Consider the following 14,414-nt stretch of genomic DNA (forward strand, 5'->3'; position numbering starts at 1 on the left):
GAGTCAGTTAATAAGGGAGTGGGAAAAGATAAAAAAACCACTCCGACCTAATTTACGCAGATTAGGTCGGAGTGAGAGGCGTTAAAAAATGGAATTGCCAGTCACGTTATTCTGCTGGCTTGCGGCCTCCGCCATGGCTGTTCTGGCCGCCTTTGCGCCCAGCTTCAGAAGCCTTTTGCGGGTTGTTCTTGAAATTGCCTCCGCTACGCTGACCGCCTTTTTTGCCAGCCTCGGAAGCACGCTGCCGATCGTTTGCGAAATTACCTGCTCCACCGCGATACTGAGTCATAACAATTCCTCTTTTCTTAACATTCAAGTGGTCAACTCACTCCCCCGATGGGAGATAAGCAAGCGTAACAACGTTATTAAATGTAGAAGCTGAGTAACGAAGTGCAACTATTTTTAATCGGCCTTAAAACGCGCTTAACGCATAAATTTCTTCATGCCGCAATTGTTTTAATTAAATAATTAGCCTGCAAAGACATAATAAAAAACCCTGTTTAAGATTTTTCCTAAAAATAAGCCCGTCAAGGCGCGTGACTGATTTTTTTAGATAATCTCAATTTTGTTAACATTCATCTATAGTTACTCATATAGACGCGCCTGAGCGTGCCTGAGACAAAACGCGCATTTTCCGCAGTGCCGCTGCATCCTGATGCCTTACTTAACAGCCACCTGTGGTGGCTTTTGTGTTGATTGCCTTTGCCAGAGGAATATCAATCAAATACGCGCTCTTTTCCGGCGTTTGATTTATCTCATGTAAAGATAAAATCATCCGAATAGCTGATACCACACGATTTTCTGCCTCTGGCAGCGTCAAATAAGGGCCCTCACAGGTGGCAAAAACATTTTTACGCAGTGGGAATTTGGATGCCGTACTCGCTTTAGGTGAAAACGGCCAACCGGTTTACCTGTCGGCGCTGCAACTGCGCGAGACTCTGCGCCTGCGCAAGCAGCAAAAACTGGCCGATTGTCTGGCGATCCCGCAAGCCAACGAGCGCGGCGACCGCCTCGACTGGTACTCTCCGTTTAATGGTCGGGTCAAAACCTGGCTTAGCGCCAGCGAAAGCGAACGTCGTCAGGCGCTGGCCGAACTGGAAAGCTATCAGCAAACGCTGAACGCCATGAGCCAGCGCGCGCTCAGCGCGGACAAACCCGCGCTTAAGCTGTTCGGCGCGCTGCTGAGCAAAGCCTTTCAGTTTCCCGATCGCCAATATCTCTATCTGGTAAATGGCCGTCCGGTGCTGACCTTTTGGGGCTTCGTTGATTTGGATAAGCGCTCACGCAGCGATGCGCTTGACTGCCTGCGCGATTCGCTGCAGCCAGAGCCGGAACCCCTCTCCGATGCGCCTTTGCTTAGCGCTCCGATGGCGGACGTTTTAGCGCCGCCAAAAGCTGAGCCGAAAGCAGAACCTAAACCCAAAACAGAAACGAAACCTGAAGCTAAACCGAAAGCTGAACCGACGCCCGCGCCATTGCCGGTCGCGCCTGCCGCTTCGGTGAGCGCTTATCAGGCGATCACCGAACTGCATGAAGAAGATGAACCTGCTGTTGAGGCGCAGCAAACGCCGCCGCCGCAGCCAAAACCTAAGCGTCGCCTGATGTGGGTCGCTGCGCCGCTGGCGCTGGCTATTGCCGCTGCGCTGGCTTATAACTTCTGGCCGCAGCAGCCGGAACCTGCGCCTGAGCCTATGGCCAGCGCGCCTGAAAAACCGGCGGAAAAACTGCCGGAGATGACCCCACGGGTGATCATTCCGGCGGCGACTCAGGCGCAAACCCTTGCGCTGCCGAAAACCTTGCCGCTGAGCAATGCGGCGGTGGTGGCGGCCGCGCCGGAAACACCTGCGGTCACGGAAAGCGCGCCGGTGCCCGCCACGACCACACCGGTTCCGGCCGATGCGCTGGTGATGCCCTCCGATGCGGTACGCGTTGGCTCGATCAAATTCCTTGACGGCAACTGGCGCGTTTCGCTGCAGCTCAGCAATATGCCTGGCTTTAAGGCGCCCAGCCTGCGCTATCAGTTCCGCAACGGCAAAGGCTCCGCCACGCTGATCCAGGGCGACGGCACGCGCTGTAAAGCTGAAGCCACCGCGGGCCTGATGAGCTCAGGCAATCTGATTATCAACAGTCGTTATACTGCCCGCTGCGCCAACGGTACGCGCTATAAAATGCCGCAGATGGTGTGTAAACAGGGGGATGGCGCCGCCGTGTGCGAAGCGCAATTTGGCAACGATGCCGCATATCCAATGACGATCAAGCGTGAGAGTAAATAACAATGCTGGCGCCCATCACCGATTTTAAACAGAAGATTACCCTGATTGCCGAAAGCGGTATTCAGTTTCTTGATTTCGCTATCGCCGTTCAGGAAAGCCAGCCGCGCAAATTTGTGCGGCAAACGGCGAATGGCCCGCTGCTGCGCATTACCCATGACGTCGCCAGCGGCCGTTTTCTGCTGCCGCTGCAAGATGGCGCCGCGCCGGAAGTGGTGAAGCCAGAGTGCAGCACCACCCAGGCGCAGTCGCTGGAACTGCTTAACGGCATTTGGCTACCGGTGCCGGTTTTGCGCTGCGCCCCGCCGCGTCAGTTTATCGGCGGCCCGGAAAACTGGGCGCGTATGCAGGTCGTCGCGCTGGATAAGCCGGACGTGGAAGGCCATACCCATCGCGTGATCCTGGCGTTTGATACGCAAACCGTGCCCGACGACAGCGATCAGGCGCAGCTGGCGCTGACCCCGTCCGACGCCAATAACGGCGTGGGCTTCGCCCTTGCCTGGCAAAACTACGAACTGGGCGATTTTCTCGATCTGACCTGGGTTGATGGCTGGCTGCGTGAGGTGTTTATTCAGCGCGCCACGGAACAGGAATCACGTCACGACAGCGACATCAAAATGGCGCTGCGCGAATTTGAATATCAGGCGCACTACCTTAACCTGCTTGAGCTGCTGGGCTCGCAGCTGGCGTTGACGGATATGCGTATCCTGACCGCCACGCTGCAGGAACCGGTGGTGAATGTCGATCTGATCCTCGACGTTGGCAACTCCCACACCTGTGGCATCCTGGTGGAAGATCACCCGGACGAAGTCAACGGCCTGAAGCAGACCTACGAGCTGCAGCTGCGCGATCTGTCGCAGCCGCATCGGGTTTATAACGAAATGTTCGATAGTCGGGTTGAGTTCGCCGAAGCGCATTTCGGCAAAAAGAACTTTTCCGTGGAAAGCGGCCGGGAAGAGGCATTTACCTGGCCCTCGCTGACGCGCGTGGGACGTGAAGCGAGCCGCATGGCGCTGCAACGCGCCGGTACCGAAGGCACCACTGGCATCTCCAGCCCGCGCCGCTATTTGTGGGATGAGGCGCGCTATGCCGCAGGCTGGCGCTTCAATCGCAACGATCGTGCAGGCGCGGAGCCGCAGGCCATTGCCGAGCCGCTGATGACCCTGATCAACGATGAAGGCGAACCGCTGTGGCAGATCGAAGAAGATGAGCGCCTGCCAGCGTTTTCCGCGCACTACAGCCGCAGTTCTCTGATGACCTTTATGCTCAGCGAGCTGCTGGCCCAGGCGATGATGCAGATGAACAGCGCGGCTCAGCGCCAGAAAATGCCGCACAGCTACGCGCCGCGCCAGCTGCGTCATATCATTCTTACCCTGCCCTCGGCGATGCCGAAACCCGAGCGGGAAATTTTCCGCAGCCGGATGCAGGATGCCATTGGCCTGGTCTGGAAAGCGATGGGCTGGCATCCCGCCGATGCGCCGTTTGACAGCGTCAACGACAAAGCACAGAGCAATGCGCCGTTTGACAACCTTAACGATAAAGCGCAGAGCCGCCGCCCAGTGCCGGATGTACAGATGGAGTGGGATGAAGCCACCTGCGGCCAGATGGTTTATCTGTTTAATGAAACCCAGGTGAATTTTGCCGGTCGCGCGGAAGCCTTTTTTGCCAGCATGGCGCGTCCCGACCGTTTGCGCGACGCCAACGAGCCTGCCGGTAAAACGCTGCGTATCGCGTCGATTGATATCGGTGGCGGCACCACGGACCTGGCGATTACCCATTACGCGCTGGACGATGGCCAGGGCAACAACGTCAAAATCAACCCGCGCCTGCTGTTCCGCGAAGGTTTTAAGGTGGCCGGCGACGATATTCTGCTGGATGTGATCCAGCTTTATGTGCTGCCCGCGCTGCACGCCGCGCTGAAGCAGGCCGGACTGGCTAACCCCGATATTTTGCTGGATAAACTGTTCGGCTATGACGGACGAATGGATGGCTTTTCCACGCTGCGCCAGCAGGCAACGCTACAGCTGTTTATTCCGCTGGCGCAGGCGATACTCGAGCGCTATGAAAGTTACGATCCGCTGGACGTCAGCGCGGAAATCGAAGCGCTGTATGGCGAACTGTTAACGCAGCGTCCCGGCGCGGCGGTGCTGGATTATATCAACGGCGAAGTGCAGCGGGCGCTGGGCGGCCAGGTGGCATTCGATATTCTGCAGGTGCCGATGGTAGTGAGCCTCAGCCAGCTGCACGGCGAATTTTTGTCGCACCGCATGGCGATTGTGCCTGCGCTGCGCTCGATGGCGGAAGTGATCTCCCTGTACAGCTGCGACGTGCTGCTGCTGACCGGCCGCCCGGCGCGTTTCCCTGGCGTGCAGGCGCTGTTCCGCCATCTGCAGCCGCTGCCGGGCAGCCGCATTCTGTCGCTGGAGGGCTATCACACCAGCGACTGGTATCCGTTTAATAAAATGGGCCGCATCGATAACCCGAAATCCACCGCGGCGGTGGGCGCGATGCTCTGCTTGCTGGCGCTCGATTTACGCCTGTCGAGCTTCTGGTTTAAGGCGGGAGATTTCCAGCCCTACTCCACGATTCGCTATCTCGGCATGCTGGATGATAACCACGCCCTGAGCAGCGAAAACGTCTGCTACAGTGAAATCGATCTCGACGATCCCAGCTGGACGCCCGATCGCAAGAGCAGCTTCCAAATCCGTGGCAATGTTTGCCTTGGTTTCCGTCAGCTGGATAATGACCGCTGGCTGGCATCGCCGCTTTATAGCCTGACCATCAACGATGCGCAGCTGGCGCGTAAAGTCGCGGGTGACAGCATACTGCGCGTGAAACTGGCGGTGGAGCCAGGCACGCAGTCAGGATCGCCCGAGCGGTTTGTTCTGGCCGATGCGCGGCTTGATGACGGTACGCGCGTGCCGCTTTCACAGCTCAGCCTTAAACTGAATACATTGTCTGCCAGCGGCAATGCCAATGCCCAATACTGGATCGACAGCGGGAGCGTATTTAAGAAATGACAGCCTTGACGCTGAAACAGCAGGCTTCTCCGTTCAGCCAGCAGGTAGCGGAAATAAACGAAGGCATCGACCTCGCCCTTTCATGGATCGATGCTCAACGCGCGCAGTCGCCGCGCCTTGATATGGAAGCAGATGGCCTGAAGCTCTCTCTGCGCCGGGGTAAATATCAGCTGCGTCAAATGCAACAAACGCAGCCTGATGAGAATACGATCGGTTTTTATGGGCTTTCACAGGCGGGCAAAGCCTCACTGCTACAGGCGCTGGTGGGCGACGTGCAGGGAAAGTTAACCACGACGTTGGGCAGTAAAGCCCTGAACTATCTGACGCACATCAACCCCGGCAATCAGGATTACGGTATGGCGACGCGCTTTAGCCATTGCCGTGAACCGCAAGATGCCAGCCGTCCGTTAACCTTAACGCTGTTGAGCGAAGCGGAAATGACGCGCATGGTGTTGATGGCCGCTTTTCAGCAGCCGAAAGGCGAGCCGGAAGCGAAACAGCTGGAGGCGCGTCTGGAACATCTTCAGCGCCTGCGCCAGCCGCAGCCGGTTAAAGGCGTCACCAGCGACGAGCTGGTTGCGCTGTGGGATTTCTGTCGCCGTCAGGATGCGGGCCGCGCCGCGCTGCTAAACCGCCACTTTTGGCCGCAGGCCTGTGAGCTGGCGCCGTTGCTGAGCGTGGACGATCGCGCCCAGCTGTTCGCGCTGCTGTGGAATGATGATGAGGCGCTGACCTCGCTGTGGCGTCAGCTGGCACATACGCTGTACGCGCTACAGCATGCGCCCTACGTGCTGGCGCCGCTTTCGCTGCTGGTTGATGAATCGCTGTTGCCTGCCGAGCTATTGTTCAGCAGCGCCGCCACGCCAGGCATCGCCTCGCGCCGGGCGGAAGTAGTGCCCTGGCTGGCTGGCCGCCCCGCCAGCCCGGTAACGCTGTCGTTAAACGAGCTACAGCTGTTAACGCTGGAAGTGCTGATCCCGTTATCTGCCCCGCCGCGTCAGGCATTGTTCGATCAGGTGGATGTGGTGGATATCCCTGGTTACGGCGCCGCGCTGGATGAAGATGCGCGTCAGGAGCAGGCACAGGCCGCCCAGCGCGACCCGCTAACGGCGCGATTGATGCAGGCCCGACGTGCGCTGTTATTGGATTTTTATGGTGAACGTCATGCGCTGGATATGCTGCTGGTCTGTACCGCGGCCAGCCAGCGCCAGGACGCCAGCATCGTTGGACGCATGTTGACACAGTGGCTGAAAACCATGCGGCGCGGCGAAAGCGAACAGCAAAACGGGCAAAAGCTGATGCTGATTTGGGCGGTCACCCGCTTCGATGGCCGCTATCTTCAGGCCGCCAATATCGACGAAGCGGTACAGCGACAAACCGGCGTGGCCGGGCGCGACTGGGGCTCAATGCTGGCGCAGGATGCGGGCGGTATTGAACGAATGGCGAGCTGGCTACAAGACGAGATCAAACCGGAAAATAAACAACAACGCCTGCAGGAACAGCAGCAGCGCCTGAGCCGTGAACTGAGCGACCGTCTGCTGGCTAACTGGGCGCAGCCGGTTGATGATGTGCAGCAGAAACAGCAGATTGCCGATAAGCTGCTGAAAGCGTTGCAAACCCGGACTGGCCTGCACGGCGAACTGCTGGAGCGGCTTCAGCCTTCGCGTGAGCAGCTGCGCGCGCTTTACCTGCTGCCACAGCAGCAGCAGTCCGCTACCACCGGATCCCATGTGACGCCAGCGGTACCTAATTTACCGGGCAGCCATTTTGGTATTGGTTTTGAGTTCGATCTGTTCAGCAATCAGCCGGAGCCGACGCTGGATGTTGAAAACGAAGAGCCGGGTCTGGATAACGACAGCCTGTTTGCGCACAACGTGCAGCGCTACTGGATTTACCATCTGCGCAGCCTGCCCGATAACGACGGCCTGCTGACGCTGTTGGGCGTAAGCAAAAGCACGCTGCAGATGCTGATTGAAGAGCTGATTACCGCCAGTTTCCGCATGGATGTCGCGGGCAACCTGCTGCGCACGCTGACCGAACATGAAGCAGCTAACGCGCCGCGCGAAGGCAAGGTTGATCGTCAGGTATCGCGGGCGTTGACGGTGCTGGGTGATTTTGTTGCCTGGCTCGGTTTCCTGAAGCGTGATACGGCTGAACGCCCGGACAGCCGGGTCAACCGCGGTCAGAAAATTTTTGCTCAGCCGCAAACGCCTACGGTTACCTTCGGCAGCGCGCAGCGCCTGACGCGCCTTTCCGCCGCGCCCGCGAACACTACCGCCTTTTATATTTATGACTGGCTGGTTGGCCTGAATACGCTGATTGTGGAAAACAACGGCTATGCGGGCGGCAGTGAGATCGCCGACAGCGCGCGCCTGCCGCTAAAACAAGCGCTGAAGCTTATTCGCGCTTAACATGCGTTGGAAAAGAGAATATCTAGCAAAGCGCCTGCACAGTCAGGCGTTTTTTTATGCACCAAGCCAGCGCCCGGCCTTTGCCGAATCTATCAGCAGCTGAATAGTAAGCGGCTCTTGCGCGTCACCGTATTCAGGAAAATAGTGTTCAAAGTTGATTTGCTTTGGCTCTATACCAAACTTATCCGTATATTCATCCATTAAATCATAGGCATCCAGCGGGTCCATACGAAAGTCATTATTCAGGTCGGTGTCATGTTTCAGGCTGAAGCGTCTGAATGTAAAAATACTGGGGGCATTGTATTTTTCCACCAGAGCAAATACCGCCTTATCCGTATCGTCTACCACAATTTATCCTCTTTCTTAACTATTCTGTTATAACGCTCCACGGCTTCATAAGTAATCTGCGCCACGTCTGATGCCAGCACCAGCCAGCCAATAACCGGGATAGTTCGGCCTGTAAACGTTGCCAGCTTCAGCGTCATAATTTGTTTAATACGGTAAGGGTGCGTCGGGGTGGGTGAATGAATCCAGGTGGGCAGCTTGAATGGCAGCATTATATCTTTCAGCAGTTTACGTGAGTACTTAGAGGCATAACTGGTTCCTTTTGTCGCTCCGCCAAATTTCCCCTTCACCACGATAGTATTTTGCCCGCTGTAAACCGCTGCGGCCGCGATAACATCTTTCGTTCCGCTGAAATGCTCTGCGGTGACATCAACCATCACCCAGAAGAAAAGCTCACCCGCTGACAGGTTACTCAGCCCGCCATAGAAATAAGTGCCGTTAAGCTGCTCTGTTGTGTCCATATTCTCAGTCCCTCGAATACATCCCACCGGGGACCATAACAACATACTTGATGGCAGAACTATGGACACGGTCACATTTTGGCCCGTAGCGTTAAAGGGGCCTTCTAACCAGTCATGTCACGGGCCATCCTGCGTCTGTGGCGTTTATCCCCGGCAAACCTGAACGCGCTGCACGATAAAATCGCCCTGCAGCTGTTGCGCCGCCGCTTCCAGCAATTCAATAATCGCCGCCAGCTCTCCACGCTGTTGCACCGAAGGCAGATGATAGAGCCATGCGCGCGCCGGAAGCCGTAATTCGCCCGTTAGCATCTCCCAAAGCGCATCAAGGTTAGCGCCGACTTCTCCGGCGATGCCGCTCTGTTCAGTAAAGCAGCGGAAAAACTCTTCGCCGCTGCGGATCGCTAAAAAATCGAAATGCATTTCCAGCACAGATCACTCCACGCAGTGAAATTGCGGTTAAGGTTGGTTGAGAGATAGATTAGCCCATCGCAGAAATAAAGTGCGTTGCCGCGCGCGCGAAATCGATCTCTTTAAGCCTGCGCCAACGTAACAATAAGCTGCGGATTCCAGCCTGGCGGCAAAGGCTCGGGCCGGTTAATGGTTATCTGATTGAGCGACAGCGCCGTCACGCCCTGCGCAAACAGCCCCGGCATGCCGCCAGGCCAGGCTTCCACGCCCCACGGCCGCCCTGTGGCCGGATTGATGGCATAAGCGTTATCCAGGCCCACGCCCGTTGGGTTAGCTGGATTACAGGGCGGTCGGATATCGTACCAGCCCTGCTCCGGGTGATCGCTGGGCAACTGGTTAATTAACAGATGATCGAAGCTGATATGATGCAGCGCACCGGGACGTTCACAGTGCAGATTGATTGCGCCCAGCGTAGTGCCGGTAAGATGGCTGAACTGCACCCAGGCGATCTCGCCGGGCGTGATATCGGGATGACGCGGACGCACCGAAATAAATACCGGATCGGCTTTTCCCCAGTGAACCGGCGGACCGTAGACGCAATTAAAGGTGATATGGCTGAACGAAAGGCGGCGAAAGCTTCCGCCGTCGCGACTCAGCAGGCCGATGCCGCGGTTCGAGTCAATAATAGTGCAGCCGGTCACCACGACATCTTCAATGTCATCCCAGGTCTCGGTGCCGATTTTTAGCGCGCAGCTGTTGGAACGCATAATGGTGCCGGTAATGATAATGTGGGCCGCTGGCCCTCTTAACGGTGCCGGTTTATTGGTGGTTTTAATGCAGATCCCATCATCCGCCGCGCTAAAGTAGCTGTCGCTGATATGCACATAACGGCAGCTGTCGATATCCAGCGCATCGGTATTCGCCATGGTTAAATCGTTATCAACGCAAACACGGCTGATTCTGACCTGTTCGCAGCTCACCAGGTGAATAGTCCACATCGGCGCCTGCTCAATAGTGAAATCCTGCAGCGTGACCTGACGACAGGCTTCCAGCACCAGCATGCGTGGCCGCTGCGCCAGCGGCAAACGATAGCCCATCTCATCCGCCTGCGCGGCAAACCAGGCATCCGCATTGCCATCGATGCGCCCTTTTCCTTCAATGGTGATATTTTTCTGGCCGTAAGCGTAAAGCAGCGCGCGCGTGGAACATTCCGCTTGGCTCTGCGCCTGCGTTGGATAATCCTCAGGGCGGCGGCTGGCGATCAATGTCGCACCGGCAGCAAGGTGCAGCGTAAAGTTTGTCGGCAACGTCAGGGAGCCAATCAGATAGGGGCCGGGCGGCACATAGAGTGTGCCACCGCCTTTGGCGGCGATATCATTAATGGCGCGTTGGAAATGCAGGGTATCGACAGTTTGCCCATCGGCGGCGGGACAATAGTCATCCATTGAAATAAGCATCGGTGCTTTTCCTGGAAAAACGATGCGTTAATCCCAACACAGATTTTATTGAAACGCTATTTCACTATGGAATAAACCACGGGGAATTGTGCGCTGTTTCACAACGCGGGCCGGAGAACCCGGCCCTGGCGATCGATCAGCTTTGTAATGATTTACCGTGTTGCTGAACCACGCTACGACGCCATGCGCCTGGCGCTTTACCGAACTGACGTTTAAAGCTGCGGTTAAAAGATTGCTGCGAATCAAAACCCAAAGAGATAGCCACGTTAAGGATTGGTTCGTTGCTGCGGGTCAGGCGATCGGCCGATTTTTTCAGCTTTTGCGAACGAATATATTCGCCCAGCGGATGGCCGGTGTGTTCCTTGAACATGCGCTGCAGGTGCCATTTAGAATAGCCTGCGCGTTCGGAAACGGTGTCCAGATCCAGTCGGCCTTCGATGTTGTTATCAATCCAGTCAATCAGATCGTGAATAAACGCGTCACTTCTCATCTTCTCTCTCCCGTCGCCAGGGCTAACAGTATCAGTATCAGTTGCAATTACATTTAACGGTGACGCAATTTCCGGGAAATTGCAAATAATATTGATACATTAAATAGGGGCGGATAGATCCGCTATGTAATGTCTGTAGAGCAGATCGGCGTAACCTTTTGATATTAAGTATTTAAATTTCGAAACACCAAAGTTACTACGCTACGGCCGATAGCATTGATAGGCATCATCTGGCAGGGAAAAGGCATGAGATGATGCTGGCTGAAGGAGTGAAGGAGTGAAGGAGTGAAGGAGTGAAGGAGTGAAGGAGTGAAGGAATGAAGGAGTGAAGGAGTGAAATGATGCGTCATCCAGCGAGCTGGCGAAAGAAAGCGAAAGTGTGGAAAACCGAGTAAATTTCTGGGAAACCGAGCAATCTGCTAATAAGCGTGCATTTATTTATTTGTGTTATAAAACATTGTTGCTCTTTTTATAAACTCGCTATTATCCCTCATTGATATCAATCTTAGGGATAAAGACGATGATTAAGTGGATTGTTCTCTTCTGTTTTTTTTGGTTTGTTATTGGCCATTTTTATAATCGCTTAACAGATGACTCCGCCTCTGATTGATGCATTCTCAGTCTGATTTACTTTGCTATAAACATTCGCTTTGCCAAAAGCAAGAAAATTCCTTTTTAGATCATGGACATTATAGCTTTTTGATGATAAATAGCTGAGCCAACTTACCAGAAAAATAGTAGGGCAAATAACAAACAGAGCGCCGTTTCCTCGGGAGGTGCTCTGTTTGTTTTTACAGCCGATCAGTACAAAATATTCATTTTACGCTTTGTCTTAACAGGCGATAAATCACTTTCGTTTTGATATTGAAACTCTATTTCGCCCAAAAGCTGATCGTAACTGATAGCATGGACAGTGGAGAAATTTAAAAGCGGTAAAGGAACTGATGCTGTTTTATGCTGCAAGGAGCTATTCCTACGGAATTCCAGTTTCTTTAACCGGTAGGCATCGTTTTTTTCCGCTGTTGCTGTACTGGCATCGGCCTCATTATTATCCGTTGCGTCAGAAGAATGAGAAAGCGTAGCGATAGGTTCATAATGAGAGACCACCTCGATGACGCAAGATTTATTCTGACTGGATCGTTCTTGCCTCTTTAAAGCACTTTTTAATTCAGCAAGAATACTATTTACCACCGTCATTTCTTTATCCACCGTGGCGATTCTTTTTAATGCTACCCCCTTCCTGGCGCCTTTCTTATCATTAACCTTGATAAACATTGGCGTATGGGCAACATCCGCAATATTGTTTACTCTAATAAAACCCTGAGTTAAATTGGCGGAGGGTTTATTTTCTTCGCCTTTTGAATAAATAGTCACCCCCTTATCATTTTTATATTCCGCCAATGTCTTCCCTTCTTCCAGCAAAGGTAGAGGATAACACCAAAGGATATCATCCCCTCCTCCGTGCATGGCTATCGGCATGACTTTCCATTCAGCAAAAAGAGCAGCTTCATGATTAAGCGTGGTAATTTTCAACGTATCGTTGGGGGATGCGAAAACCTTTTCGTTCTTTCCCACTGATTCTGACGAGCTGCTCTTTACATTTAATAAATCCATTGCCAGGCGCCCACCAACGGCAGTTCGCGGCATCACCATATAGGTATTGGGATTAACCATCGTCCCAGCCTGCAACCTTAATTCGCTTTTAGCCTCAACTTTAACCACCAATCCTTTTTCTTTTATCTTTTCAGCCTCAGCTTCATCTACAAACATATCGTTGAATGTAGAACTTTCTTCCAGATTGCAAAACTGCTCAGCGAAATCTTTGAAATGCTCTTCTGACAGTTCAAATGAAAAGTTACTACCGAAAGCAGACTGCATGGTGATAATAGCATTCGCTTCAAAGGGCATAACCGTCATGTAATCGACACTATTCGCATTCAGTAAGCTTCTTTCCAGCCCCTGCCCCGTGCCAGCTAAAGCAGTGAGAGCCTTTGATTTCCGATGGTTAAAAGCTACTTTAATATTTCCCGTTTCTGTCTTAGCAATTGACAGGTTATATCTTTCTGACAACTCCATGACAATACCCGCGAACCAGCCAGGCATAAAAGGGAGGCCACCTGAACCTATACCGAAAAATGCGGCGATTCTGTCAGCACTGGTCAAGTGTACAGTCTCTCTGGTTTTTATGTTATCAACCAGCCTTATTAATGATTTTGAAAATTCTTTTTCTGCCTTTACGCCGACTGCCTCATCAATCAACTTTGATAATGGTTTTGCGCGGGTCATTATCTTTTCACGACTGTTTGTACACAGTTCGTTTTTATCGTTAATGTTTTTACCGGAACCGGTTTGTGCCGATCGGCTTAGTCCTTTACTACTTTTTATTGAGCTTTCGAACACGGGATCAAGGACTTTAGCAAAATTTTTAGCCATCTCTTTACAGTCGCCTTCAGCCGAAGCTTGTTTTCCTTTTTTAATTTTCCCTCTGATATTATCGATAATGGTTGAAACCAGAGGAATGTATTCACTGCTAAAGTTACCCGCTCGGTCCGAAGTAAAGGGAAGCCCGGCATGATATTTTTCATGCGGGTCGTTTCCTAAACGCGATGAAAATATCTGTGGTGGTTTATGGCTCATCTTTCTTACTGATAGGTCCCTGTGCGATATATGCTTCGGATCGATATAAAAAATTCTTCTTTTTTCTTCACTTTTTATTTCGACCTGCAATATCCCATTGACTCTTTTTATGCTTGAAATGACCTGCTTTGAACTTAATTGCATATTTATTTCAAAAAGGAAAAATGAGTAATCTTTAACCGACTCCCCTTTTTCAATCGTCTTTAAATACAATTTATTCTCTTTCACGAAATACGAAACCGTATAATCTTCATCCACTTTAAACGTTAGATCGTCATGCCTTATTTGTGGATGATAATCTTCAAAATCAAGCTCGATTAATTGTTCGCTGTTATGATTAACAATTTCCGGAATGGAAATATTGATCACATAGCTTTTACCGGTGTCTTTCTCATTCCCTATTAACAGACCGTTATCATCTATATAGAGATCCTGGAATTTTTTATCAGCGTTGTTTTGTGATAATTTTGATACTTTATAGGTGTAGCCCGTCGTGTATTTTTTGATAACGCCTTTGATAAAGTTATGACTTTTACCTTTTATCAATACCAGATGGCCGTCCTTATCGATAGACATGCCAAGGTTATTAATGGGAAGAGTTGACACCATGGCGCAACTAACATAATCCTTTGCACTGATATCTTTTATATTGCAATTATTATATTCCAGCCTTATGTGGCCACAATCTTTATCTGAACCATCAGATAAGGCCAGATTGGAAACAGCTTTACTACGTCTCAGGCCAAGCGGTGAGTTATTTATACCATTTAAATCATTATAAAATGAATAATTATCCCCTTTTGAAAACGAATAACTTCTTAACAGATCCCCGGTTTTAGCAATATTTTCCATTCCATATTGGCTATTCGACCTTGATAGCATACATCCTCCTGATGTATTGATAATGCAATAAAT

The 14,414-nt window shown here is 52.4% G+C and carries 10 protein-coding genes; 3 read left to right on the forward strand and 7 right to left on the reverse strand.

The annotated features are described in order from the left end of the window. Positions 1-106: 106 nt before the first annotated feature. Positions 107-289 (reverse strand): con-10 family general stress protein, encoded by a 183-nt coding sequence (locus tag J2X14_RS04315; protein WP_038626107.1) that lies wholly within the window; start codon positions 287-289, stop codon positions 107-109. Positions 290-836: 547 nt separating this feature from the next. Here J2X14_RS04315 and J2X14_RS04320 point away from each other — a divergent pair. Genes J2X14_RS04320 through J2X14_RS04330 form a run of 3 tightly spaced genes read left to right on the forward strand, consistent with a single transcriptional unit; the run spans position 837 to position 7,701 of the window. After that, positions 837-2,273, forward strand: a complete 1,437-nt coding sequence (locus J2X14_RS04320) for an SrfA family protein (RefSeq protein WP_352409953.1) — start codon at positions 837-839, stop codon at positions 2,271-2,273. A 2-nt stretch (positions 2,274-2,275) separates the two neighbouring features. Beyond that, positions 2,276-5,290, forward strand: a complete 3,015-nt coding sequence (locus J2X14_RS04325; protein WP_352409954.1) for a virulence factor SrfB — start codon at positions 2,276-2,278, stop codon at positions 5,288-5,290. Continuing rightward, the gene (locus J2X14_RS04330) at positions 5,287-7,701 is read left to right on the forward strand and encodes a virulence factor SrfC family protein (protein ID WP_352409955.1); all 2,415 of its coding nucleotides are present in this window, start codon (positions 5,287-5,289) and stop codon (positions 7,699-7,701) included. Before J2X14_RS04325 ends, J2X14_RS04330 begins: the two co-directional genes overlap by 4 nt. A gap of 54 nt (positions 7,702-7,755) precedes the next feature. Here the strand turns inward: J2X14_RS04330 and J2X14_RS04335 are convergent, their stop codons facing one another. The 6 genes from J2X14_RS04335 to J2X14_RS04360 form a co-directional block, all read right to left on the reverse strand. Continuing rightward, entirely contained in the window at positions 7,756-8,052 is a 297-nt protein-coding gene (locus J2X14_RS04335) for a DUF1493 family protein (RefSeq protein ID WP_352410145.1), read from the reverse strand. Next, entirely contained in the window at positions 8,043-8,507 is a 465-nt protein-coding gene (locus J2X14_RS04340; protein WP_352409956.1) for an STM2901 family protein, read from the reverse strand. The genes J2X14_RS04335 and J2X14_RS04340 overlap by 10 nt, the downstream gene beginning before the upstream one ends. A gap of 144 nt (positions 8,508-8,651) precedes the next feature. Next, positions 8,652-8,927 (reverse strand): barstar family protein, encoded by a 276-nt coding sequence (locus J2X14_RS04345; protein WP_352410146.1) that lies wholly within the window; start codon positions 8,925-8,927, stop codon positions 8,652-8,654. Positions 8,928-9,037: 110 nt separating this feature from the next. Then, entirely contained in the window at positions 9,038-10,372 is a 1,335-nt protein-coding gene (locus J2X14_RS04350; protein ID WP_352409957.1) for a glycoside hydrolase family 28 protein, read from the reverse strand. A gap of 136 nt (positions 10,373-10,508) precedes the next feature. After that, positions 10,509-10,862 carry a helix-turn-helix domain-containing protein gene (locus J2X14_RS04355; RefSeq protein WP_352409958.1) on the reverse strand — a complete coding sequence of 118 codons (354 nt, stop codon included), beginning with the start codon at positions 10,860-10,862 and terminating at the stop codon, positions 10,509-10,511. 801 nt (positions 10,863-11,663) lie between these two features. Continuing rightward, positions 11,664-14,381 (reverse strand): hypothetical protein, encoded by a 2,718-nt coding sequence (locus J2X14_RS04360; RefSeq protein ID WP_352409959.1) that lies wholly within the window; start codon positions 14,379-14,381, stop codon positions 11,664-11,666. Positions 14,382-14,414 lie beyond the last annotated feature (33 nt).

This window comes from Mixta sp. BE291, assembly GCF_031457955.1.
GTDB lineage: Bacteria > Pseudomonadota > Gammaproteobacteria > Enterobacterales > Enterobacteriaceae > Mixta.

Coding starts and splice junctions, on each gene's coding strand:
- J2X14_RS04315 (WP_038626107.1), bottom strand. CDS start 289: ATGACTCAGTATCGCGGTGGAGCAGGTAATTTCGCAAACGATCGGCAG.
- J2X14_RS04325 (WP_352409954.1), top strand. CDS start 2,276: ATGCTGGCGCCCATCACCGATTTTAAACAGAAGATTACCCTGATTGCC.
- J2X14_RS04330 (WP_352409955.1), top strand. CDS start 5,287: ATGACAGCCTTGACGCTGAAACAGCAGGCTTCTCCGTTCAGCCAGCAG.
- J2X14_RS04340 (WP_352409956.1), bottom strand. CDS start 8,507: ATGGACACAACAGAGCAGCTTAACGGCACTTATTTCTATGGCGGGCTG.
- J2X14_RS04345 (WP_352410146.1), bottom strand. CDS start 8,927: ATGCATTTCGATTTTTTAGCGATCCGCAGCGGCGAAGAGTTTTTCCGC.
- J2X14_RS04350 (WP_352409957.1), bottom strand. CDS start 10,372: ATGCTTATTTCAATGGATGACTATTGTCCCGCCGCCGATGGGCAAACT.
- J2X14_RS04355 (WP_352409958.1), bottom strand. CDS start 10,862: ATGAGAAGTGACGCGTTTATTCACGATCTGATTGACTGGATTGATAAC.
- J2X14_RS04360 (WP_352409959.1), bottom strand. CDS start 14,381: ATGCTATCAAGGTCGAATAGCCAATATGGAATGGAAAATATTGCTAAA.